The sequence below is a fragment of the Sporolactobacillus shoreicorticis genome (assembly GCF_024125445.1).
In the GTDB taxonomy this organism is placed as follows: domain Bacteria; phylum Bacillota; class Bacilli; order Bacillales; family Sporolactobacillaceae; genus Sporolactobacillus; species Sporolactobacillus shoreicorticis.
In genome coordinates this window covers 46,137-67,340 of sequence record NZ_JAMXWM010000012.1, presented here as the reverse complement: position 1 = coordinate 67,340, position 21,204 = coordinate 46,137, and the positions used below count along the sequence as shown (strand labels likewise).

The window sequence follows — 21,204 nt, the reverse complement described above, 5'->3', positions numbered from 1 at the left end:
AGTGTGGAACACAATGGCAGAGAAACTTCACTATATGACCGCTGAAGGAAAAGAAAAGCTTGAACATGAATTGGAATACTTGAAAACAGAGAAAAGAAAAGAAGTTGTCGAGAGAATTAAGATTGCCCGTGGTTTCGGCGATCTCTCCGAAAACTCAGAATATGACGCAGCGAAGGATGAGCAGGCGTTCGTTGAAGCCCGTATTCAGCAGTTGGAACTGATGATTCGTAATTCTGTAATCATTGAAGACGATGAAACGACCGATGTTGTCAAAATCGGTAAATCGGTAACCTTCCGTGAACTTCCTGACGGCGATGAAGAAACCTATCAGATCGTCGGCAGTGCTGAGTCCGATCCGTTTAAAGGCAAAATTTCAAACGATTCTCCGATGGCCAAAGGACTGATCGGTCTGTCTGTCGGTGAAGAAGTCAGCGTCAGCACACCGGGCGGTGACATTCGTGTCAAAATTTTAAAAGTAGAATGATCCTTTTTTGAGAAAACGCAAATCTGTTCGGAGGGGTATCCGCCGGCAGTTTTGCGTTTTTTGAATGATTGTGGAAAACCATTGACTAATGGCATAGTTTACAGGCAAGCGCATACGTTTAACATTGATCATTTGATACAGCTTTCGTCATGACAGACAGGAAGGACATGCTTTCTTCGAAATTATTAATACGGATTTTGTGGAAAATTGCTTGCACCGTAAGTTACGAATCCATGGGCACGCGCATTGTGCGACATTTTTTAATTTTGCATCTGAGATGAATGAGACAAACACTGATCGGTTCAGTAAGGATCACTATTTATAAGTTATTGTCGTCGGTCAAAAGGAGGATGTCTTATGAGAAGTCAGAGAGGGAATGGTTATTCGTCGTCTCGAATGGAGCAACGCAAGAGCAAGACGGATCGGCTGCTGAGTTGGACGATCGGCATCGTCTCACTGCTTATCTTGGCTATAGGCTGTATCATTCTCATTTCAGTTTTTCACACATCGCCGGATTCAAAGCCAGCGGCGTCATCATCGCCATCGAGCAGCAGCGCTCAATCTCACGAAAGCAAAGAGGATCAGTCATCATCCTCTGAATCCAGTCAGGCTTCGAACGATGAATCAGGCAACTCTGAATCATCAAACTCAAGTTCTGAGTCATCAAGCTCAAGTTCTGAATCCTTGACGGAGGATGAAAATCATCAAGCATCGTATGAAATGGGTTCGGCGGATTGGAATGCGCAGGTACAAGCAATTTCCGAAGCCACAGGAATTGATGAAGCGAACATGACGATTCGCTGGCTTGGAAATGGAGGAACGCCGAACAGTTCGCTTGCTCGGGTCGCACCTAAAAGTGACCAAAGTGCAATCTATGTCGTTCATCTGATTTATAAAGGCGGTCGTTGGCAAGCAGATAATGTAAAAAAGCCGTAAATTGAATGAAAAAGCAGCCGTCGATTCCTGAAATCGCGGCTGCTTTTTTTACCTTTTGTACATTGTTTAAACTTGGCGAGTTGGCATAGAAATGCAGATCGAACTATTTGTCATGAAGGTTTGCGCGATCGATGCTCATTTTTCTTATGTTCCAGCGGACTGTAGTGTTGTAAAATGTTTTTTGTTGAAGATTTTTGTGATCTGTGCTAGCTTAATGTCATCGACTTTTATAATCCATACTAATGTTATATGAATATAATGTTATTATACAGTATGGGAGGTTACAGCGTATGGGACGCGAGTTTATTCATACATTTGAAGAATGGGCAGATGACTATGATCGTTCTGTTTCCGGGGGAGATTTAGAGTATCGGGAAGTTTTCAAAGATTATGATCGGATTCTTGATGAGGTTGCTGAAAATGCCCGCGGATCAGTGCTTGAGTTTGGCGTCGGCACAGGCAATTTAACACAAAAATTAATGAAACGAGGATTGGATGTGACAGGGATCGAACCCTCTGAAAAGATGCGGCGAAAAGCGATTGAAAAGCTACCGCAGCTTCATATAACAGACGGTGATTTTCTCGATTTTCCAATTCCGGGTCATAAGATCAATACAATTGTGAGTTCATTTGCTTTTCATCACTTGAACGATGACGAGAAGGATCAGGCGATTGAGAACTATAGCCGTCTGCTTCCGATTAATGGTAGAATAGTATTTGCTGATACGCTGTTTGGCAGCGAGCTTGAGAAGAAAAAAGTGCACCACTGGGCACATATAAATGGATATACTCATCTGCTAAAGGATTTGCGCACAGAGTATTACCCTTTGCGCAAAACACTTTACACTATATTTCGCCGGCACCACTTTGTGCCCTATTTTAAACAATTAAACCGATTTGCGTGGCTGATTGTCGCCGAAAAAAATGAATGAGTTTCAGGAGGACCCTGTTTTGACAATTGGAATCATCGGAGCAATGGAAGAAGAAGTAGCACTGCTTAAAGAACATATGAGCAGGATCGAACAGAATGAAATTGCCGGTTGTCGTTTCTATAAGGGATTACTTAACGGAACTGAGGCAGTTCTGTTGCAGTCCGGTATTGGCAAAGTGAGCGCAGCACTCGGTACAACACTGCTCATCGATCGCTACCAGCCAACGGCAATCATCAACACAGGATCGGCTGGAGGCACGGACACGAGCCTTAATATCGGTGATGTGGTCATCTCTTCATCAGTCATTCATCATGACGCCGACGCAACTGCCTTCGGCTATGTGGCAGGACAGATTCCAGGCATGCCGCCTGCTTTTCAACCGAGCAATAAATTAGTCAGGGCTGCGCTTGCATCTTCTGCTGCCGTTCGACCGGAACATCAGATTGTTGAAGGCCAGATCGGTTCTGGAGATTCATTTATGGCTGATCCAGAGCGCATTCGCAATGTGAAAAAGATCTTTCCGGAATTGAAGGCAGTTGAGATGGAGGCAGCAGCAATTGCTCAAGTGTGCTATCAGTTCAAAGTACCGTTTTTAATCATTCGATCACTTTCTGATATTGCCGGCAAGGATTCTAATCTCTTATTTGATCAATTTTTAAAAACTGCCGCGAAGCACTCGGCTGAATTTACGCTTTCGATTATTAAGGAGCTGGTATGACATGGCAGTCCACATTAAAGTGAAGGCATCGTATGTATGGCCTGTTGGAGTGGCACCAGCAGCTGAAACTCCGGCTGTCGCCTGTTGTCAGCCCGGCCGGGCAAGTAATGATCTTTCGGGCGCAAAGAAAGCTGTGAAAAAAATGTTGGCGCACAAGGCTGAGTGGAATGAGTTCTGCGCCTGAGCTTGACCTTGTGATCCGGAGATAGGGAGAGAAGGTTATGGCAGTATTTGAAAGTGTTCATGAACTGGTTGGCAAGACACCGCTGGTCGAGCTGCATGCATTTCCGCTGCCCGAGGGGGTACGGCTTTATGCAAAATGCGAGTATTTTAGTCCCGGAGGCAGTGTAAAAGATCGTCTAGGTGAAAAGCTGATCCGTGAGGCGTTGCGTACTGGAAAACTTAAACCGGGCGGAACCTTGATTGAGCCTACGGCTGGAAATACAGGCATCGGTTTGGCACTTGCTGCTGTGGGCAAAGGCATTAACGTTGTCTTTTGTGTTCCTGAAAAGTTCAGTGTGGAAAAACAAATTCTGATGAAAGCGCTTGGTGCGCGTATTGTTCAGACATCGACTGAGCAAGGAATGACCGGTGCGGTCGCAAAGGCGCGCGAGCTTGAGCGTTCAATTGCAGGGGGGTACTGCCCAAATCAATTTGCAAACCCGGACAATCCGAATGCATACTTCGAAACGCTTGGACCGGAGATATGGAACGATCTGAATGGGAAAGTGGATGTGTTTGTCGCCGGTGCAGGAACCGGCGGGACATTTACCGGAACAGCGGATTATTTGAAAATGAAAAATCCGGATGTAAAAACAATCGTCGTTGAACCCAAGGGATCAATTTTGAATGGCGGCAAACCTGCGGCGCATCGAACGGAAGGTATTGGGATGGAATTTATTCCTTCTTTCGTTAAAACCGAGTATTTTGATGACATTTATACTATTAGTGACGATGATGCCTTTCGACGACTGAAAGAGGCGGCACAACTCGAAGGTTTACTAATTGGTAGTTCATCAGGGTCAGCTTTGCACGCAGCATTGCTGGAGGCGGAAAAATCAGAACCAGGTACAAATATTGTCGTCATTTTTCCCGATTCCAGTGAACGCTATTTCAGCGAACACATTTATGATTAATCGTTTACTTTGAAAAGAAACCGGAGGATTTACGTATGAGACCAAAGACACAAGTGATTCACGCAGGCATTTTTGGAGATGAGTTTACGGGAAGCGTTACGGTACCGATCTATCAAACGAGTACTTATCAACAAGAGGAAGTAGGGAAAACAAAAGGTTATGATTATTCGCGTTCGGGCAATCCGACACGGCATGCGCTTGAAGTTCTGATTCAAGAACTGGAGCATGGGAAAGCGGGATTTGCTTTCGGATCGGGTATGGCAGCCATATCTTCAGTACTCATGCTGCTGAACAGCGGTGATCATCTCGTTATCACTGACGATGTTTATGGTGGGACATACCGTGTCATTGATAAAGTATTTAAAAGATTAGGGATTTCCGCAACATTTGTTGATACAAGCATACCGGAAAATATTGAAAAAGCGATTACCGATAAGACAAGAGCTCTTTATCTTGAGACGCCAACCAATCCGTTGCTGAAAGTGACGGATATACGCAAAGCAGCAGAAATCGCCCATCGGCACGATCTGATCTTAATTGTTGACAACACCTTTGCAACCTCCTATTGGCAGCATCCTTTGGATCTCGGAGCTGATATTGTTCTGCACAGCGCAACGAAGTACATTGGCGGGCACAGTGATGTTGTTGCCGGACTGGTCGCTGTAGCGTCTGATGAGCTAGCTGAACGGCTCTATTTTATTCAGAACTCAGTTGGTGCCGTACCCGGACCTCAGGACGCCTGGTTACTTGTCAGAGGGATCAAGACACTTGGTCTGCGCATGGAGCAGATCGAAAAGAATGCAAATCAAATTGCAAAATTCCTTCAATCGCATCCGAAAGTTAAAAAGGTTTATTATCCGGGACTTGAGACCCATCCAGGGCACGCACTTGCTGCAAAGCAGGCATCGGGATTCGGCGGTATGATTTCATTTGATGCCGGAGACGAATCAGCTGTGAACCAAATCCTTGCCAAAACGCGTTACTTTACACTTGCCGAGAGCTTGGGAGCGGTAGAAAGCTTAATTTCTGTTCCGGCAAAAATGACGCACGCATCGATTCCTAAGCCGCGCCGTGATGAATTGGGTATCACCGACGGCTTAATTCGCCTATCTGTTGGCATCGAGGATGCTCAGGACTTGATTGAGGATTTAGAGCAGGCATTAAGCTGACTGTGGATTTGCTTCTAGGTAATCTCCCGATTCTTCCAGAGAACATCTTGTTCTTGTCAGAAACTACCTGAACTTCTCGTTTTCATCTCATGTTATAGTAATCTTGTGGCGGAGGGATGAACATGGAAGAACAGCAGAAAATGATTCAAGATAAAATGATCGATTGCCGGAGGATTGGCATGCTGTGCTTGTTTCTCAGCACATTTCTCTACAGCGGAACCCTGATTCCGAGTTATGGCAACGTTGAATGGAAGCTTGAAATTCTTTCGGGTTCTAGTCTCCTATTCTTGGTATTCTCATTCTTTTTTTATTGGAGATCATCTAAACTGAAAGAAAAATTATAATTGCAAAGCACAATCTCAACCGCTGGGTGATCGATACTGATCGCTCAGCGGTTTTTGCAATAGCAAGATGCCTCCCTATGGCGGTCGATACTCTACTTATATGAAACGCACTGACTATTTCGGTTCAGGCGGAGCTGGTTTCAGACCTCGGCAGGAGATGAAAACCGTTCAGCAGTCTGTCGAAACGGATGAGACCAAAAGATAAAATAAAGTTATCAATAAGGAATGCTTAGGAGGCATTTACATGATCCGTTTCCATATTAGTAAATTGGCTGTAACTCTCGAATGGAAGTCGCTGAAGATTGATCATGCGGCCAACGCAAGACACCGTATGTGCAGGGAAAAAGCACACGAAACCATTCTGGACCGGCAGTGCGGAGTACCTTCTTACTTTGATGAAATGGTCAGAAATAATTAAATTTGTTACCTGTAGAAAATAAAAAGCAGCAGGGAGCGCTAAATGGCGCCTCCTTGCTACTTTGACCGACGATTGAATGGAATGGATCAATCGGTATTTTTAATCTCGAACTGAACATAATTTTTTGGCGTTTCATATTCATATATATTTACGTCTTTAATCCGTGAGAAGGGGCTTCCCTTTTTTATCGTTTTCACGAATTGCTGAATATCTGATTTTTCACCTTCAGCAGCAATTTCGACACTGCCGTCATCTCGATTGCGCACCCAACCCGATATTCGATAAACATTGGCAGTCTGCCACGTGAAATAGCGGAAGCCGACAGCTTGTACTCTTCCCCTGACCATCATGTGTATGCTTTTGATTTCTTCTGGCTCGCCCATCAGGTGCAAGCCTCTTGTTTTATGTGATTCGTTCATCATAATTCCTCGATTCTGATCCTTATTCTGAACTACTCTGGCTTAAGTGTACCATTGAATCGAGTACCCGTGTATGAGAATGCTCTTTATTTATCCGTTTTGTGCAGAATCATTAATTCGGATTCCGATAAATCTCGTGAAACAGCTTCATTAAAGCGCGCTTTTCTATACGAGATACATAACTGCGAGAGATCGCCAGCTTCTTTGCAATTTCCCTTTGTGTCAATTCATCCTGATTGTTGAGACCAAATCGGTCAATGATGACTTCGCGCTCACGAGGATCAAGAACATGTAAAGCACCGTAGATCTTTTTTGTTTCAAGATTAAGTGATATTTCATCAACAACATCTTTATTTCTGGATTTCAAAATATCAATTAAGCTAATTGTGTTGCCTTCCTTGTCTTGCCCTATGGGATCATTTAGCGATACATCTTTTCTTGTTTTCTTCAGTCCTCGAAGATGCATGAGTATCTGATTTTCGATACAGCGGGCGGCGTATGTTGCTAATTTAGTTCCCTTGCCGCTTGAGTAGCTGTTGATGGCTTTTATTAATCCAATTGAACCAATGGATATCAAGTCATCGGTATCTTCTTTGGTATTATCAAACTTTTTTACAATATGTGCAACAAGCCGTAAGTTATGCTCAATCAGCTTATTGCGTGCCTCCTCATCACCCTGAGCCATCAGTTCCAGACACCTGGCTTCCTCTTCCTCAGAAAGCGGCTGCGGGAAGGCATTATTTTTTACATAAGATACGAGCAACCAGACATTTTTAAACAAGTAGGCAACGCCACCGACAATTGACAGCATGACTGTTCACTCCTCCGGGAGATGTGATTTTCCTTCGCTGTCTTTTAGTCTATGGGTGGTTGTCATGTCCTGTGTCTGTCCGATTGGAAAAGTACTGGAGGAAATTTTCAATGGTTTTATAAAACCAAAGCTTTATTTAGAGACCATGTTGATTATTGCTTTAAATTTTCATGAGCTCAGCTTGTCTTCTTCATTTGCTTGCGCAGGCTGCGCCGATCAATTTCGGCCTCAATCAATTGAATAAAATCCTCACTTAACTTGTATTCCTTTGCCTTTGTATAAGATTCAATGAGTAAAGCGTCAGAAAGTTTGTCCATTGTCAGCCGTTACCGGTTTCTCAGCTCCTTTCCGTTCGATCATCAGACTCATAGGATTTGTCTCGATTCATTGATAAATCAAGGGCTATGTTTTTGGTTATTAATCGGCAGTTATCAAAAAAATCGAGTGTCAATGAATTTCAATTGTCAACCGTTACCAGTTGACTCAGTGACGAAAATTGGGAATCAAGTAAAATTCATAAGTACACTCTATCATGTTCTTTGTTCTGTAACAATTCGATTTTTATCCACAATAATAGTGGATAAGCTGTGTGTTTCATGTGGGTAACATGATGAAAATGTAGACATTAGTCGGTGAATAATGTGGACAAAATTATCCACAAAAATAATCCTGTCAGCTTTTGTCGAAATATTTAGGATCTAATTTGCCGATGTTAGTCATAAAATGGTCTTTTTTTTAGCAAAACATTCCAATTAGTGGGCGATGCTTTAAAAACTCATGAAGAAGTTGCTTGTACGGGGAACAATTATGATTTAGGACTTGGTAAAATCGTCAACATGTGGGAAAATGAGATCAGAATATGAGGTGGCTAATTCAGTGTTGAGAAAATTTTTGCCTGATGAACATGTAGAATCAATTTTAGATATCAAGCCAGATAAATTGAGACAAAGAGGAGTTAAAGCGCTCGTTACCGATTTGGACAATACACTTATTGCTTGGAATGAAAAAGGTACAACACCGCAGCTGGTGCACTGGTTTTCCTCACTGAAAAAAGTGGGAATTTCAGTCATGATTCTGTCAAACAATAGTGAAAAACGGGTCAAGTTGTTCTCAGATTCTGCCGGTGTTTCGTATATTTACAGGGCGCGAAAGCCGCTCCCATTTGCATTTAGACGTGCGATGCGGATCATGAAAGTGACTGGAGATGAGATGGTTGTTGTCGGAGATCAGTTGATGACTGATGTCTTGGGCGGTAATCAGGTAGGCGCGCACACAATTTTAGTAACGCCTATTGCTTCTACTGATGGTTGGGCAACCAAAATGAATCGTCATTTGGAACGATTTATTTTATCGTTGATGAGGCGCAAGGGCTGGCTCAAATGGGAGGAATAAGATATGAGTGAACTTTATTGTGCGGGCTGTGGTGTGAAGATTCAAACAACAGATCCTGATAAACTCGGCTATGCGCCGAGTAGCGCCCTTCAGCATGAACCGATTGTCTGTCAGCGCTGCTTTCGTTTAACCCATTATAATGAAATTCAAGATGTTTCTTTAAACGGAGACGACTTTTTGAACATGCTTTCCCGGATTGCGCAGGAAGATGCGCTTGTCGTTTATTTGGTAGATCTTTTCGATATTGCCGGAAGCTGGGTGAGCGGTCTGCAGCGCTTTGTCGGCCATAATCCGATACTTCTTGTCGGAAACAAGCATGATTTGTTTCCAAAGTCGACGAATCCGAATAAACTGACCAACTGGATGCGGCGTTCCGCACATGAGCAAGGATTAAAGCCGGTGGATGTACTTTTAATGAGTGCCGGAAAAAATCATGGATTGGACGAAATTGCCTCAAACATTGATTATTATCGCAAGGGACGCGACGTTTATGTTGTCGGTGTGACAAATGTAGGCAAATCGACTTTTATTAACCATTTAATCTCAAATCTTGGTTCCGGAGATTCGGCGATTACGACATCAAGATTCCCGGGAACGACCTTGGACTTCATAGAGATTCCGCTGGATGATGGCCGCAGTCTCTATGATACACCAGGTGTTGTCAATGATCACCAAGTCGCGCATTTTGTGGATGCGCGTGATTATAAGATTGTGATGCCGTTAAAAGAAGTGAAACCTAAAGTTTACCAGCTCAATGAAAAACAGACCCTTTTCCTTGGCGGCATCGCGCGTATTGATTACATCGGTCCGGGCAGAAGATCACTGATTGTTTATTGCGCCGGTTCATTGCCGATTCATCGCACAAAGACGGAGCAGGCAGATGATCTATATGAAAGACAGTTTGGGCGTTTGCTGGCTCCGCCTGGTGAGGGAACGGAACTTCCGTCCATGACGCGCTATGATTTCCGTACTGACGACTTTGACTCAGATGTTGTTTTTTCCGGACTAGGTTGGATTACGATTAAGGGCAAAGGCGCCAGAGTTTCTGCCTACGCGCCGAAAGGGATTGGCGTTTCCTTGCGTGCGTCGATCATAAAGGGGTAAGTGAACATGGATGATTTGTACGGCCTGATTGGTGCACCAGTTGCGCACAGCCTCTCACCGGCGATGCATAATTACTGGTTCAAGCAGTATGGCATTTCCGCACAATATCGGACGTATTTGGTTGACAGGCAACACTTAAACCATGCAGTTTCTCGATTAAAAGAATCGGGTATTAAGGGATTCAATGTGACGTACCCGTTAAAAACGGAAATTCTGCCTCTACTTGACTCTGTGGACGAGACTGCTCAGGAAATCGGAGCGGTGAACACCGTTGTTTGCTCCAATGGCCGGCTAATCGGGTATAATACAGATGGAGCCGGATTTCTCGAAGGGTTGAAACAGCATTTTCCTGAGTTGACCGGGAAGTATCCGTCTATTCTTATAATTGGTGCGGGAGGAGCTGCCCGATCTGTCGCCTTGACGCTGGCACGGGTAATCGGTACCCGTGTCGATATTGCTAATCGAACATTTGAAAAGGCAGTTAAGCTGAGCACGGCGTGCCGTATGTATGCGCAATCCGAACCGTTGACCTTTAGGCAGGCTGAGGTGCAATTGGATCGTTATAAAATGGTGATCAATACGACACCGATTGGTTTCGATATACAGGAGAAATCTGCATTCATTCACTTATATGGAGCACGAACCGACACGCTTTTTGCAGATCTCATCTATCAGCCGAGAAGGACAGTATTTCTCAAAGAGGCAGAGCAGCGCGGTTATTTTGTGATGAACGGCCTGCCGATGCTGGTTTATCAAGGTGCCCTTGCCTTTGCGAAATGGAACGGCTTCGTTCCTGATACGAGAAAAATGGAAGAACATCTGATCCATATGTATTTGGACTGAGTAACTAATGGGGGAATTAAAAAAAGTATGCTGAGTAATAATCAACGAAAATTTTTAAAAAAAATAGCTCATCCGCTCAAACCGATTTTTCAAGTCGGGAAAACTGGTGTACATGATCAATTCATTGATGAAATTGATCATGTACTTGAGAAGCGTGAATTGATTAAAGTACAATTTTTACAAAATACATTTGAAGATCCTACTGAAGCCGGCAGCGAAATAAGCAAGCGTACCAATTCAGAGCTTGTTCAGGTAATTGGCCATACGGCGGTTCTTTATCGGCAGTCCAAAGAGCATAAGCGGATCGATATTCCAAATAAGTAGGATGCTGAACTAATGAATAAAAAAATCGGTTTATTCGGCGGCACATTCGATCCGCCGCATTTAATGCATTTATTGATTGCCGAAGAAGCGCTTGAGGTATGCGAACTGGATCAGGTGTGGTTTTTGCCCAGCTATCAGCCGCCACATGTTCAGGGGAAAAAGGCGTGTGCAAATGCTGAGCAGCGGGCGGCAATGGTGCGGCTGTCAATCAAGGACAATAACAGATTTGCTGTTTGTCATGCCGAACTTGAGCGCAAGGGAAAGTCTTATACTGTGGATACGCTTCGCAGTCTGAAAAAAAGCTATCCAGATGACCATTTTTACTTCATTCTCGGTGCGGATATGGTGGATGATCTTCCAACATGGCATCAAGTGAATGAGCTGTGTACATTGACTTCTTTTATTGCATTTAAGCGGCCGGGCTATCTGGAAAAGCATCCTGACTTCGCCGATGTGCGCTACATTGATATGCCGAAAGTGGACTTATCCTCAAGTTTCTTACGCGAACGATTAAAGATCGGGCGGTCATGCCGCTACTTTATCAGGGATGAGGTCATAAACTACATAAAGGAGCGAAGGCTTTATGAACATTGATGAGGCAAAAGAAACGATTAAAGCGGTTCTTCCCGAAAAGCGCTTTGTACACTCGGTTGGTGTTTCTCAGACAGCAGGTGAACTTGCGAAAAAATACGGCGGAGATGAGGAAAAAGCACGTTTAGCCGGAATGTTGCATGACATTGTCAAATATTTCTCAGATGCTGAATTGAAGGCAATGATTTTGCGCAAACCAGGAACGTGGAGCGATTGCCTCCAGTATTCGGACAAATTGTGGCATGCTCCGGCAGGCGCGATTTATGTTCAGGAAAAATATGGGCTTAATGATGCGGATCTTTTAAACGCAATCATTTATCATACGACGGGGCGCAAGCATATGTCGCTACTTGAGAAGATCATTTTTCTTGCCGATTACATTGAACCAAATCGCGATTTTCCGGGAGTCGAAGAAGTCAGGGAAGCAGCGAAACGAGATTTGGATCATGCTGTTCTGCTGGAATTACAGAAGACCATTACACATCTCTTGAGCAAACAGCAAAGTGTCTATCCGAAGACCTTCGAAGCATATAATGATCTTGTACAGAAGCAAATAAATTCAATGAGGTGACTGAATGAATAGTGAAGAATGGGTTAAATATCTTGCGGAAATAGCGGATGACAAAAAGGCTCAGGATCTTGTCATTCTAAAGATGCAGGGAATTTCAATTATGGCTGATTATTTTATTATCTGCCATGGTGATTCTGACAAACAAGTACAAGCCATTTCAATGGCGCTTCGAAAAGCTGCATTAGAAAATGGCATAACGGTTCATCGAATGGAGGGTTATGATCAGGCACGATGGGTATTGATTGATCTTGGTGATGTCATTGCCCATGTCTTCCATAGAGATGAACGTGACTATTATCAATTGGAAAAATTATGGGGAGATGCCCCGTTATATACATTAGAAAAAAAGCCTTTGTAAGTACATCAATGTGGGGATGCTTCTGTCTCCACATTTTCTTTTACATAGGATTTTAAAAATGAGATATGCCTTTTATTGATTATGTTGAAAAAAATTCAGCTTTTTTGCGGTCTCCGGATGTGGTGGTTTCCATAGAAGAGGTATGTAACTATGAAAAGATCCAAATCGGCCATTCATTGCTGAATGGTGGTTCGGATCTTTTTTTGTTTTCACTAATCCGCAAGGTTACTCAAGGTGAAGATCGTGCCGATTTAAAATTAATTTATTTATAAAGAAGGATTTGTGATCGCTGTGGAGAAATAATTATTATTGGTCTCCATTTAGTTCTTCTCTCCTCCGAATGTTTTATTTATTGCTTCTTTGTCTTCAACAAATTTCTTCTGAGTTTCTGTGAACAGTTTTTCAAAAACATCCTGATATCCTTGTTCCAAAACAGTTAATCCAACACCTGTCACCCCGCCTTTTACCGTTACTTTCTTTTGTAGTTCCTCAAGTGTGTAGATGCCTTCCGCAAAAAGTTTGCCCAGCCCTTCGATCATCTCTGTCGTTAATTGTGTGGCCTGCTTTCTGGAGAGCGATGTTGCGCTTGTGGCTCCGTCGATCATTTTCTGCAGTAAAAAAGAAAGAAATGCAGGCCCGCAGCTTGAAAGATCGGAGGCTACTCGTATATTTTCTTCGTCAATTTCAATCGGATGAGAAAATTGAGAGAGAACAGCCCACAGTTTGTTTTTCGAAAGATCGGCCATGCTTGATCCGAATGTAACGAGCGAACTGCCCGAAAGGCTTTGATTGACGATGCTGGGAATCACGCGTGCAACTTGGCAGGGAATTATCTGTTCAAGCTGATTCACGGAAATCGGGCTTGTGATCGAAACGGCGATCTGACCCGGATGCCAAGATCCACACAGTGACTCCAGTAAGGAATAAAACTGACCGGGTTTCACGCACAGGAAAACAATATCTGCATTCTGGAGAACTTTAATTGGTGATTCACTGACCGACAATCGATGGTGCCTTTCTGCCAGATCTAGGGCTTTCTGTTTTGTCCGATTCATTACGGTAATATCTTTCGGTTTCGCCGCCTTGCTTTTCACCAGCGCGTCGACAAGCAGCGCGCCCATATTTCCTGTTCCAATCACACCGATCCTCATGTTTTCCACCTCAATATCTCTTCAGTGTATCCTTATTGAACCTATGTATCAGGCAAACGGAATATGACTGCCACCAACTATGAAGGGAAGAATTGGCTTGAATAAACGTTGGATGAAAAAGAAAGTATGGCTGATCATCTTAGCCGTTGCGGTTTTAGTTCTCCTCTGGCTGCTTTATCAGCATCAGACAAAAATCAGGAATGAAACACAGCTCGAGAAAAGTGAACAGTTATTATCTGGGTCGGCAGATTCTAAGAGTCAGAATGCCGAACAAACCAAACAAACCAAACAAACCAAACAAACCAAACAAACCAAACAAGAGCCGCAACGGATTGAAGAACTTATTATTGATGTAAAGGGGGCAGTGCGTAAACCGGGTATTTACCATGTTCAACCGACGGATCGTGTGGTCGACGCAATTGAACAGGCAGGTGGATTCAGCAGGCAGGCGGACCGTGACAAAATTAATCTGGCTCAGAAGCTTGTTGATGCGATGGTTATTTATGTACCAAAGCATGGGGAAACGGAGCAGAATGTCTTGGCAGAATCGTCCGTAAATGCGGCAGGCAGTCAAGAAAGCGGGGAAATGGTCCATGTGAATACGGCGGATGAACAGGCGATGCAAAATCTTCCGGGAGTCGGTCCTGCAAAGGCAAAGGCGATTATCCAATATCGTGACGAACACGGTCCTTTTAAGAGCATAGATGAACTGACCAATGTATCAGGGATTGGTGATAAATCGCTTGAAAAAATGAAACCGAATATATCGCTTCAATAAATGAATGTGACAAATGGATCGGCGGAGAAGAGGCAGATTCTGGTACAATAAGGACAGGTTATTCATTCAGGAGGAGTTAAAGCATGGAGAGACTATCTTGGGATCAATATTTTATGGCGCAAAGCCATTTGCTTGCATCACGGAGTACATGCACAAGGCTGATTGTCGGAGCGACCATTGTACGTGATAAAAGAATTATTGCCGGCGGGTACAACGGCTCGATCGCTGGCGGTGCGCATTGTACAGATGAAGGATGCTACATGATCGACGGACATTGTGCGCGTACCATTCATGCAGAAATGAACGCGATTTTGCAATGCGCGAAATTCGGTGAACGGACAGAAGGTGCGGAAATTTATGTGACACATTATCCATGTGTTCAGTGCTGCAAAGCAATTATTCAGGCGGGAATAAAAAGTGTTTATTTTGCTAAGGATTACAAAAATCATCCTTACGCGAAGGAATTGTTTGAAGCGGCTCATGTAACAGTTAAGAAGGTGCCTTTTGATAATTTTATTGAACTGAAGGTGGCAAAGAAAGAGGAAATCTGATGATCGGGGGACCTGTTTATGGTCATTGTTGAAATGCTCTTAGTAATTTTTGAAAAGTTGGATCGAGATGCCGTTTTCCGGTAAATGGCATTTGTTTGCGATGTCGGGCTGCCTGGCGGCATGGACATGCCTCAGTACGAATCCGATCATTCCGGCTGCTCTTTTTGCTGTGTATGGAATTTATCTGATCATTTTGCGAAAGTATCAATTTTTCGGTACGCTTCTACTCATTCTTTTGATTATAAAAATTGATCTTGTCTTTTTTCAAAAGAATGATACCGTCTTGTCGGACCGCCAACAGGTTGTGCAAGGCAGGATCACTGACCTTCCGATATTTGACGGTGATCGTTTACACTTCAAATTAAAGACGGATCAAGGCGAGTCGATTATGATCGATGTAAAGCTTCAGACTGAGCAGCAGAAACGTTTGTTGCTGCGTGAACTGAAAATCGGAATGAGGTGCCGAGTGAAAGGGAAACTTGAACGGCCTGAACCGCCTAGTAATTTTCACGCCTTTAATCAGCGCTTATACCTTGAGAGGCATCATATTTATTGGCGGATGAAGGCTGCACAGATCCCAAACTATAGTGATGCCGACTTGTCGCTTCTTGACTGGCTTCGGCGCGTTCGCCAAAATCAGATCACATTTATTTCCACGCATTTTACGTCAACGGCTGCGGAGATGATGAACGCCTTACTGCTGGGAAGTGATGATCAGATGGATCCCGAGTTGGCGAACGCTTACCGAATATTTGGACTTGTTCATCTGCTCGTTGTTTCTGGTATGCATGTTGCTGTGGTGTTCGGTGTTTTATTCTATTTGCTCAGGCGCGCAGGCATGGTGCGTGAATATGCATCGTTGTTATTGCTTGTTCTGCTTCCTGTATACGTCGTGATTACCGGTGCTGAGCCGTCAATCGTGCGCTCCGGAATAACGGCCGGCTGTGTACTGATTTTTACATTGATGAAGAAGCGCAGGCTGACCGTTTCCGATCTGATCGCTCTTGCTTGTCTGCTGATGGTTTTCTATGATCCGAGGGTTGTGTATGATTTGGGCTTTCAGCTTTCTTTTACGGTTACCTTTGTGGTATTGATTGCCGGTCCGACGGTGCTTCATTCGTATCAATCACCGTTGCTGCGCATGATTATTCTTTCATTGATATGTGAACTCGTGACTTTTCCGATTATCGTTCCGAATTTCTATCAACTTTCCTTAGTGGGCATTTTGCTCAGCGTCTTTTTCGTTCCATTCATCACCTTTGTTATTTTACCGCTTTGTTTCGTTGCTTATTTCTTCGCTTTATTCTTCACCGGCTGTTCTGTTTTTTTTTCATACACTGTAGATACCCTTCTCTTTGCTCCGCACCAATTTCTTCTCTATCTTTCACGCTGGATGCCCATGCAACTGACCTATGGCGCTTTATCCGGCTGGCAGATCGGACTGTCTGTCGTCTTAATTTTCACATCTCTCATTATCTGGGAGTGTTTCCATTCACTCAAGTTTATTTTTGCGCTGCTCGCGCCATTTTTTCTTATCTTTGGAGTTATATGGACAACCGACCAGCTGGATACTCGCGGATCGGTGACTTTTCTTGATGTCGGACAAGGGGACAGCATTTTGATTCGGTTGCCCCATAACGCGGGTAACATGTTGATTGATACCGGTGGAACGATTGAATTTGGACAAGAAAAGTGGCGCGAACGTAATCGGCCGTTCGAAGTTGGGCGAGATGTCGTGCTTCGTGAGCTGCTTGCTTTGCGGGCAACGCATCTTGATGCGCTTGTATTGACACATCGTGATGCCGATCATGTCGAAGGATTGAAAGGGATCGCTGGAAAAATAGTGGTTCATCAATTGCTCATTAGTCCCTATCACGATCCGAGTGCCAAGGATCGTGCCCTTTTTGAATTAATGATACGTGACGGGACAACAATTAATGAGCTTCATTCCGGTATGATCATGAAAATAGGCGAAATTGCGTTTCATGCACTTTCACCAAGCAGACGATCAGAGGAGAGCAATGATAACTCGATTGTTCTTTATGTAACGCTAGGTGGCAAGAAGTGGATGTTTACCGGTGACCTGAGTCAAAGCGGTGAAAAAGGGCTTCTTGAGCGTTATTCTCGCCTTGATACGGATGTGCTTAAGCTCGGGCATCATGGAAGCCGGACATCGACCTCTGAGGAATGGCTCACGCGTCTTAATCCGGCCATCGGGATTATTTCAAGTGGAAGGGGAAATCGCTATGGACATCCACATCAAGAGGTGATTGAGAAGCTGACTGAACATAAAGTCCGAATATTGCGTACGGATCAATTACGTGCGATCCGGTTTTGGTTTGATCAACAGCAGATCATCAATTGGGAGCATGCCAGTTCGCCATAATCTGCCCAAATTACCACCATTTATAATTAAAAATTCGTCAGTTGTCACCCATACTTTTTTTGCTCATAGGATATCCTAGAGAGAGTAATGTATATCGCCTGACAAGCGTTATCCTAGGTTTCGTTTGTCGGCGTTCATATATATTTAGAAAGCGGCTGTAAGCCGCTTTCTCTTTGCCTTCCATGGAAAAGCTAGGGTGGTTCGGCCGGTTTGAGCAATTGACAGATAATTGGTGCAGAACCAATCCAGTCCATTTTGAAAATCAGATGCACCTGCAAAATGTGTAAAGAAGAGCCTTGTCAAGTGTGCAGCTGAACGGTAAAGTAAAGATGAGTGATTGTGGTCGCGTATCACAATCAGAATTAGGCTTAGACAAAGGATGAATACATAGATGGCAGCACCAAAATCAGCAAATTTATCGATCAGCAAGCCGCTCGCGCCTATATATCTGTTGTTCGGAACACAGGATTTTCTAATTCAATTGATGAAGAAAAATATAACAAAAGAGGCATTGAACGACGAGGAACGTGATTTCAATTATTCGAGATATGATATGACTGAAGTCCCACTCGAACATGCGGTTGAAGACGCGGAAACGATTCCGTTTTTCGGCGAAAAGAAAGTTGTTATTATGGATAATGCCTACTTCCTAACCGGTGAACGAACAAAAACGAAGATAGAGCAAAAGATTGACCGTTTGGAACAGTATATGGAGCATCCTGCTGAAAGTACAATACTGATGATTGTCGCCTCATATGAGAAACTGGATCGACGCAAAAAAATTGTCAAGAAACTTGAAAAAACGGCAATCGTTTATGAATTGTCTCATTTGACGGATACGACCCTCTTCGCAATTCTTGAAAACGTTGCGGTTCAGCACGGTGCAAGGTACACGAAGGAAGGACATGAGCAGTTGACGGCCGCAATTGGTCCGCATCTTGGCCAGCTTGCTAATGAAGTCGGTAAGTGTGCACTTTATTGCGGCGCAGATCGACCGATCGATGCCCAGGTGGTCGAGGAGATTGGTTCGAAGTCGCTTGAAACCAATGTGTTTTTGCTTGTAAACCAAGTTATGCATCGAAAGACAACCGAGGCGCTGCAGTTGCTTCATGAATTGGTCCGAATGAAAGAGGAACCCCTAAAGCTGCTTGCTTTACTGGAACGGCAGTTTCGCATTGTCTATCAGGCGGGATATTATCAGAAAGCGGGATATACCCAAAATAATATCGCAGGGAAAATCGGTGTCCATCCTTATGCGGTTAAACTAGCGCTGGAACAGACACGGCTTTTTGATGCCCAAATGTTGGAACAAGCGCTTGAGAAATGTTCGGAAACGGATTTTAAGATCAAGACAGGACAAGCAGACAAAGTATTGGCGCTTGAGCTGCTCATTATTGCGATTTCTTCGAAGGCAGCGTAATAAAAAACGGCCCGCCGTAAAAAAGCGGGCCGTTTTACACAAATAAAGAGGCAGAAGAATTGGTGCACCTGCACCAATTCTTCTGCCGGACTTGTTAAACAAACAAGATTTCTAATGATCAGGCATCTAAACCGTTCAATTTCTTGGACAGTCTTGATTTTTCGTGAGCAGCTTTATTTTTATGGATCAAGCCCTTAGTCGCTGCTTTGTCGACCTTCTTTGTTGCAGCAACAAAAGCGGCTTTTGCGCCTTCAACATCTTTTTCTTCAACCTTTGTGTTGAATGATTTAATCGCCGTGCGCATTGCGGATTTGTATTGCACGTTATGCTGACGGTTCGCTTCGCTCTTTTTTACACGTTTAATTGCTGATTTAATGTTTGGCATTTCGATTCACCTCCAAATCATGAATTCCCGGTCATCATACTAACTCCGCTGAAATAAACACGTTCCTATATAAAATAAACGATAGGCTGGTAAAGCCTCTATTCCTATAAGCAGAGATTCATTCTGACAAACTGTATTGTATCAAAGGCCAAGGCCTTTTGCAATGTAATGAATGAAAAAAGCGCAAATGAACATCCTTTTAAAAGATATACGTTGTCTCTTATTGTGACCTTTCAATCTGTTCGTTTTATCAGACAGACGATGCTATTTATTGGCTCAATTTTTATCGATCTGATGACCTTTTACAAGCTGAAAGGCGTGAAAAGGTCAGATTTTTTGCGAATGAGTCAGTAAATTGTAACGAAGTCATCAGAATAATAAAAGGAGATCTGGATTTATGAGTGAGCTGGATTTGAAACAGTATGCGGTTCGTACCGACCTGGCGATCGAAGAAAGTGAGAAAAGGCCGACAATACAGGGTGTACACAGTGAAGAAAAAAAAGAATCGGGAATAAGGATCACATCAATGACCATAGATCGGCAAGCCGCTACAGCTATGAATAAAAAGCCTGGCGCTTACTTGACTTTTGAGGCGCGGGAGCTTCGTTCGGCAGATACGGAGATTGAGGGAAAGATGGAGCGCGTGTTTGCTAAATATTTTGCTCAATTTTTGAAGCAATTGTCAATCGCGGATGATGCAAGCTGCCTTGTTGTTGGCTTGGGGAACGGGAAGGTGACCCCTGATGCATTAGGTCCAAGTGTTGTGCAGAATGTCCTTGTCACCAAGCATCTATTTGATCTTCAGCCGGAGAATGTTCAGCCGGGTTATCGCCCTGTCAGTGCTTTTACGCCCGGCGTAATGGGTGTGACTGGCATCGAGACGAGCGATATTATTCTTGGCATCATTGAGAAAACAAAACCTGACTTTGTTATTGCGGTTGATGCGCTGGCAGCACGTGCGGTGGAACGTGTAAACACGACCATCCAAGTTGCTGACAGCGGGATCCATCCTGGTTCCGGAGTGGGCAACAATCGCAAAGAATTGAGCATGCAGACTTTAGGAATTCCTGTGATCGCTATCGGTGTGCCGACTGTTGTCGATGCGGTAACGATTACAAGCGATTCGCTTGATCTGCTTTTGCGTCATCTCTCACGGGAAATGAACGATTCAGGACCGTCTAAATCGCTTGCGCCGTCCTGGATGAACTTTGGCGAAAAAATCGACTACAAAAAAATAAATCTGCCAAGCAAAGAGAATCGCGCCGCATTTCTCGGAATGGTCGGCACACTGAGCGAAGAAGAAAAAGCGCAATTAATTCGCGAAGCACTTGGCGCGAGCGGAACGCAGATGATGGTCACGCCAAAGGAAGTCGATTTTTTTATTGAAAAAATGGGCAATGTGATTGCGGAAGGATTAAACGCGGCACTGCACCATCAGATCAATCAAAAAAATGTCGGACAATTTACGCATTAATACATGATTTGCTGCTGTCCTGCATATGATGAACAACGAAATAAAGGACAAGCCTGAATTCGAAGGGAGCTGCGAACAAATGAAACGCTTTGTCATTGAATGTTTTGTCATATTGTTTGTGCTTCTCGTGTGTGGGCTTTACGGTGCGGTAACCGTCCGGGACGCGCAGCAGCCTCAGACGGTTGAAACAACGGCTACGGCTAGTCATGAACAACAAATTGTGATACCTAAAAATAAACAGGATGATCCATCAAATTCTTCGAAAAGCGCAGCGGTCAACGAGATTTCCGAACGAAAGGGATATTCATTGTCCGATAAAGTGCAGCGATTTTTCTTGTGGGGGGTCAGTGCACTTGCAGAATTTGTGGATGGTTTGATACAAATTTTTGTTTCATAATACAAACTGCATACCAAACCGGTCGGGGGAGGGGGGACTGATCGGTTTTTTAATTTTACCAGAGTACAGAGTAGCCAGCTGACCCAAGCTCTCAGGTTCTTCATTGAAACGT

At 43.8% G+C, this 21,204-nt stretch carries 27 protein-coding genes; 22 read left to right on the top strand and 5 right to left on the bottom strand.

The window, feature by feature from the left end; all coding sequences use genetic code 11:
• The first annotated feature begins 13 nt into the window (after positions 1–13).
• The 9 genes from greA to NIE88_RS11360 all read left to right on the top strand — a co-directional run bounded on the left by greA (position 14) and on the right by NIE88_RS11360 (position 6,137).
• Positions 14–484: a transcription elongation factor GreA gene (greA, locus tag NIE88_RS11400; RefSeq protein WP_253062222.1), complete on the top strand. Its 471-nt coding sequence runs from the start codon at positions 14–16 to the stop codon at positions 482–484.
• 357 nt (positions 485–841) lie between these two features.
• The gene (locus NIE88_RS11395; protein WP_253062221.1) at positions 842–1,420 is read left to right on the top strand and encodes a YrrS family protein; all 579 of its coding nucleotides are present in this window, start codon (positions 842–844) and stop codon (positions 1,418–1,420) included.
• Between the two features lie 290 nt (positions 1,421–1,710).
• A complete protein-coding gene (locus NIE88_RS11390) occupies positions 1,711–2,352 on the top strand; it encodes a class I SAM-dependent DNA methyltransferase (protein ID WP_253062220.1) in 642 nt (213 codons plus the stop codon).
• 19 nt (positions 2,353–2,371) lie between these two features.
• Positions 2,372–3,070 (top strand): 5'-methylthioadenosine/S-adenosylhomocysteine nucleosidase, encoded by a 699-nt coding sequence (gene mtnN / locus NIE88_RS11385; protein ID WP_253062219.1) that lies wholly within the window; start codon positions 2,372–2,374, stop codon positions 3,068–3,070.
• Between the two features lies 1 nt (position 3,071).
• Complete coding sequence (locus NIE88_RS11380; RefSeq protein WP_253062218.1) at positions 3,072–3,254, top strand: hypothetical protein; 183 nt, start codon at positions 3,072–3,074, stop codon at positions 3,252–3,254.
• 37 nt (positions 3,255–3,291) lie between these two features.
• On the top strand, positions 3,292–4,206 hold the full coding sequence (locus NIE88_RS11375) for a PLP-dependent cysteine synthase family protein (protein WP_253062217.1): 915 nt from the start codon (positions 3,292–3,294) through the stop codon (positions 4,204–4,206).
• A gap of 35 nt (positions 4,207–4,241) precedes the next feature.
• On the top strand, positions 4,242–5,375 hold the full coding sequence (locus NIE88_RS11370; RefSeq protein ID WP_253062216.1) for a bifunctional cystathionine gamma-lyase/homocysteine desulfhydrase: 1,134 nt from the start codon (positions 4,242–4,244) through the stop codon (positions 5,373–5,375).
• Positions 5,376–5,497: 122 nt separating this feature from the next.
• Positions 5,498–5,719: a YrhC family protein gene (locus NIE88_RS11365; protein ID WP_253062214.1), complete on the top strand. Its 222-nt coding sequence runs from the start codon at positions 5,498–5,500 to the stop codon at positions 5,717–5,719.
• 244 nt (positions 5,720–5,963) lie between these two features.
• Complete coding sequence (locus NIE88_RS11360; protein ID WP_253062212.1) at positions 5,964–6,137, top strand: hypothetical protein; 174 nt, start codon at positions 5,964–5,966, stop codon at positions 6,135–6,137.
• Between the two features lie 86 nt (positions 6,138–6,223).
• On the opposite strand, the gene NIE88_RS11355 is transcribed toward NIE88_RS11360, so the two are convergent.
• The 3 genes from NIE88_RS11355 to NIE88_RS11345 all read right to left on the bottom strand — a co-directional run bounded on the left by NIE88_RS11355 (position 6,224) and on the right by NIE88_RS11345 (position 7,684).
• Positions 6,224–6,520 carry an acylphosphatase gene (locus NIE88_RS11355; RefSeq protein ID WP_373689430.1) on the bottom strand — a complete coding sequence of 99 codons (297 nt, stop codon included), beginning with the start codon at positions 6,518–6,520 and terminating at the stop codon, positions 6,224–6,226.
• Between the two features lie 148 nt (positions 6,521–6,668).
• Positions 6,669–7,367, bottom strand: a complete 699-nt coding sequence (sigK, locus tag NIE88_RS11350) for an RNA polymerase sporulation sigma factor SigK (protein WP_253062210.1) — start codon at positions 7,365–7,367, stop codon at positions 6,669–6,671.
• 176 nt (positions 7,368–7,543) lie between these two features.
• Positions 7,544–7,684 carry a sporulation histidine kinase inhibitor Sda gene (locus NIE88_RS11345; RefSeq protein ID WP_253062208.1) on the bottom strand — a complete coding sequence of 47 codons (141 nt, stop codon included), beginning with the start codon at positions 7,682–7,684 and terminating at the stop codon, positions 7,544–7,546.
• Between the two features lie 559 nt (positions 7,685–8,243).
• Between NIE88_RS11345 and NIE88_RS11340 the strand changes: the two genes are divergently transcribed.
• The 7 genes from NIE88_RS11340 to rsfS are packed head-to-tail and all read left to right on the top strand — an operon-like array spanning position 8,244 to position 12,550.
• Positions 8,244–8,759, top strand: coding sequence for a YqeG family HAD IIIA-type phosphatase (locus NIE88_RS11340; RefSeq protein WP_253062207.1), 516 nt, complete (start codon positions 8,244–8,246; stop codon positions 8,757–8,759).
• 3 nt (positions 8,760–8,762) lie between these two features.
• Positions 8,763–9,863: a ribosome biogenesis GTPase YqeH gene (gene yqeH / locus NIE88_RS11335; RefSeq protein WP_253062206.1), complete on the top strand. Its 1,101-nt coding sequence runs from the start codon at positions 8,763–8,765 to the stop codon at positions 9,861–9,863.
• A 6-nt stretch (positions 9,864–9,869) separates the two neighbouring features.
• Positions 9,870–10,706: a shikimate dehydrogenase gene (gene aroE / locus NIE88_RS11330; protein ID WP_253062205.1), complete on the top strand. Its 837-nt coding sequence runs from the start codon at positions 9,870–9,872 to the stop codon at positions 10,704–10,706.
• Between the two features lie 27 nt (positions 10,707–10,733).
• Complete coding sequence (gene yhbY / locus NIE88_RS11325) at positions 10,734–11,030, top strand: ribosome assembly RNA-binding protein YhbY (RefSeq protein ID WP_253062204.1); 297 nt, start codon at positions 10,734–10,736, stop codon at positions 11,028–11,030.
• 12 nt (positions 11,031–11,042) lie between these two features.
• Positions 11,043–11,624, top strand: a complete 582-nt coding sequence (locus NIE88_RS11320) for a nicotinate-nucleotide adenylyltransferase (RefSeq protein ID WP_253062203.1) — start codon at positions 11,043–11,045, stop codon at positions 11,622–11,624.
• On the top strand, positions 11,614–12,192 hold the full coding sequence (gene yqeK / locus NIE88_RS11315) for a bis(5'-nucleosyl)-tetraphosphatase (symmetrical) YqeK (protein WP_253062202.1): 579 nt from the start codon (positions 11,614–11,616) through the stop codon (positions 12,190–12,192). Before NIE88_RS11320 ends, yqeK begins: the two co-directional genes overlap by 11 nt.
• Before the next feature lie 4 nt (positions 12,193–12,196).
• On the top strand, positions 12,197–12,550 hold the full coding sequence (gene rsfS / locus NIE88_RS11310; RefSeq protein ID WP_253062201.1) for a ribosome silencing factor: 354 nt from the start codon (positions 12,197–12,199) through the stop codon (positions 12,548–12,550).
• A 320-nt stretch (positions 12,551–12,870) separates the two neighbouring features.
• Here the strand turns inward: rsfS and comER are convergent, their stop codons facing one another.
• Positions 12,871–13,701, bottom strand: coding sequence for a late competence protein ComER (gene comER / locus NIE88_RS11305; RefSeq protein ID WP_253062304.1), 831 nt, complete (start codon positions 13,699–13,701; stop codon positions 12,871–12,873).
• 97 nt (positions 13,702–13,798) lie between these two features.
• On the opposite strand from comER, the gene NIE88_RS11300 reads away from it, so the two are divergent.
• The 4 genes from NIE88_RS11300 to holA all read left to right on the top strand — a co-directional run bounded on the left by NIE88_RS11300 (position 13,799) and on the right by holA (position 18,836).
• Positions 13,799–14,479: a helix-hairpin-helix domain-containing protein gene (locus tag NIE88_RS11300; protein WP_253062200.1), complete on the top strand. Its 681-nt coding sequence runs from the start codon at positions 13,799–13,801 to the stop codon at positions 14,477–14,479.
• 83 nt (positions 14,480–14,562) lie between these two features.
• On the top strand, positions 14,563–15,030 hold the full coding sequence (locus NIE88_RS11295; protein WP_253062199.1) for a ComE operon protein 2: 468 nt from the start codon (positions 14,563–14,565) through the stop codon (positions 15,028–15,030).
• Positions 15,031–15,097: 67 nt separating this feature from the next.
• Positions 15,098–17,416, top strand: coding sequence for a DNA internalization-related competence protein ComEC/Rec2 (locus NIE88_RS11290; protein ID WP_253062197.1), 2,319 nt, complete (start codon positions 15,098–15,100; stop codon positions 17,414–17,416).
• Positions 17,417–17,807: 391 nt separating this feature from the next.
• On the top strand, positions 17,808–18,836 hold the full coding sequence (gene holA, locus NIE88_RS11285) for a DNA polymerase III subunit delta (protein WP_253062195.1): 1,029 nt from the start codon (positions 17,808–17,810) through the stop codon (positions 18,834–18,836).
• Between the two features lie 118 nt (positions 18,837–18,954).
• Here holA and rpsT read toward each other — a convergent pair whose 3' ends face one another.
• On the bottom strand, positions 18,955–19,221 hold the full coding sequence (gene rpsT, locus NIE88_RS11280) for a 30S ribosomal protein S20 (RefSeq protein ID WP_253062193.1): 267 nt from the start codon (positions 19,219–19,221) through the stop codon (positions 18,955–18,957).
• Positions 19,222–19,618: 397 nt separating this feature from the next.
• Here rpsT and gpr point away from each other — a divergent pair, with 397 nt between their 5' ends.
• Together gpr and NIE88_RS11270 are read left to right on the top strand one after the other, a co-directional pair.
• A complete protein-coding gene (gene gpr, locus NIE88_RS11275; RefSeq protein ID WP_253062191.1) occupies positions 19,619–20,695 on the top strand; it encodes a GPR endopeptidase in 1,077 nt (358 codons plus the stop codon).
• A gap of 79 nt (positions 20,696–20,774) precedes the next feature.
• Positions 20,775–21,092 (top strand): hypothetical protein, encoded by a 318-nt coding sequence (locus NIE88_RS11270; RefSeq protein WP_253062189.1) that lies wholly within the window; start codon positions 20,775–20,777, stop codon positions 21,090–21,092.
• Positions 21,093–21,204: the final 112 nt, after the last annotated feature.

Coding starts and splice junctions, on each gene's coding strand:
- NIE88_RS11355 (WP_373689430.1), bottom strand. CDS start 6,520: ATGGGCGAGCCAGAAGAAATCAAAAGCATACACATGATGGTCAGGGGA.
- NIE88_RS11295 (WP_253062199.1), top strand. CDS start 14,563: ATGGAGAGACTATCTTGGGATCAATATTTTATGGCGCAAAGCCATTTG.
- NIE88_RS11390 (WP_253062220.1), top strand. CDS start 1,711: ATGGGACGCGAGTTTATTCATACATTTGAAGAATGGGCAGATGACTAT.
- aroE (WP_253062205.1), top strand. CDS start 9,870: ATGGATGATTTGTACGGCCTGATTGGTGCACCAGTTGCGCACAGCCTC.
- yqeK (WP_253062202.1), top strand. CDS start 11,614: ATGAACATTGATGAGGCAAAAGAAACGATTAAAGCGGTTCTTCCCGAA.
- NIE88_RS11395 (WP_253062221.1), top strand. CDS start 842: ATGAGAAGTCAGAGAGGGAATGGTTATTCGTCGTCTCGAATGGAGCAA.
- NIE88_RS11320 (WP_253062203.1), top strand. CDS start 11,043: ATGAATAAAAAAATCGGTTTATTCGGCGGCACATTCGATCCGCCGCAT.
- rsfS (WP_253062201.1), top strand. CDS start 12,197: ATGAATAGTGAAGAATGGGTTAAATATCTTGCGGAAATAGCGGATGAC.
- yhbY (WP_253062204.1), top strand. CDS start 10,734: ATGCTGAGTAATAATCAACGAAAATTTTTAAAAAAAATAGCTCATCCG.
- NIE88_RS11270 (WP_253062189.1), top strand. CDS start 20,775: ATGAAACGCTTTGTCATTGAATGTTTTGTCATATTGTTTGTGCTTCTC.
- NIE88_RS11380 (WP_253062218.1), top strand. CDS start 3,072: ATGGCAGTCCACATTAAAGTGAAGGCATCGTATGTATGGCCTGTTGGA.
- yqeH (WP_253062206.1), top strand. CDS start 8,763: ATGAGTGAACTTTATTGTGCGGGCTGTGGTGTGAAGATTCAAACAACA.
- sigK (WP_253062210.1), bottom strand. CDS start 7,367: ATGCTGTCAATTGTCGGTGGCGTTGCCTACTTGTTTAAAAATGTCTGG.
- NIE88_RS11365 (WP_253062214.1), top strand. CDS start 5,498: ATGGAAGAACAGCAGAAAATGATTCAAGATAAAATGATCGATTGCCGG.
- gpr (WP_253062191.1), top strand. CDS start 19,619: ATGAGTGAGCTGGATTTGAAACAGTATGCGGTTCGTACCGACCTGGCG.
- rpsT (WP_253062193.1), bottom strand. CDS start 19,221: ATGCCAAACATTAAATCAGCAATTAAACGTGTAAAAAAGAGCGAAGCG.
- NIE88_RS11345 (WP_253062208.1), bottom strand. CDS start 7,684: ATGGACAAACTTTCTGACGCTTTACTCATTGAATCTTATACAAAGGCA.
- holA (WP_253062195.1), top strand. CDS start 17,808: ATGGCAGCACCAAAATCAGCAAATTTATCGATCAGCAAGCCGCTCGCG.
- NIE88_RS11360 (WP_253062212.1), top strand. CDS start 5,964: ATGATCCGTTTCCATATTAGTAAATTGGCTGTAACTCTCGAATGGAAG.
- NIE88_RS11375 (WP_253062217.1), top strand. CDS start 3,292: ATGGCAGTATTTGAAAGTGTTCATGAACTGGTTGGCAAGACACCGCTG.
- greA (WP_253062222.1), top strand. CDS start 14: ATGGCAGAGAAACTTCACTATATGACCGCTGAAGGAAAAGAAAAGCTT.
- NIE88_RS11290 (WP_253062197.1), top strand. CDS start 15,098: ATGCCGTTTTCCGGTAAATGGCATTTGTTTGCGATGTCGGGCTGCCTG.
- comER (WP_253062304.1), bottom strand. CDS start 13,701: ATGAGGATCGGTGTGATTGGAACAGGAAATATGGGCGCGCTGCTTGTC.
- NIE88_RS11370 (WP_253062216.1), top strand. CDS start 4,242: ATGAGACCAAAGACACAAGTGATTCACGCAGGCATTTTTGGAGATGAG.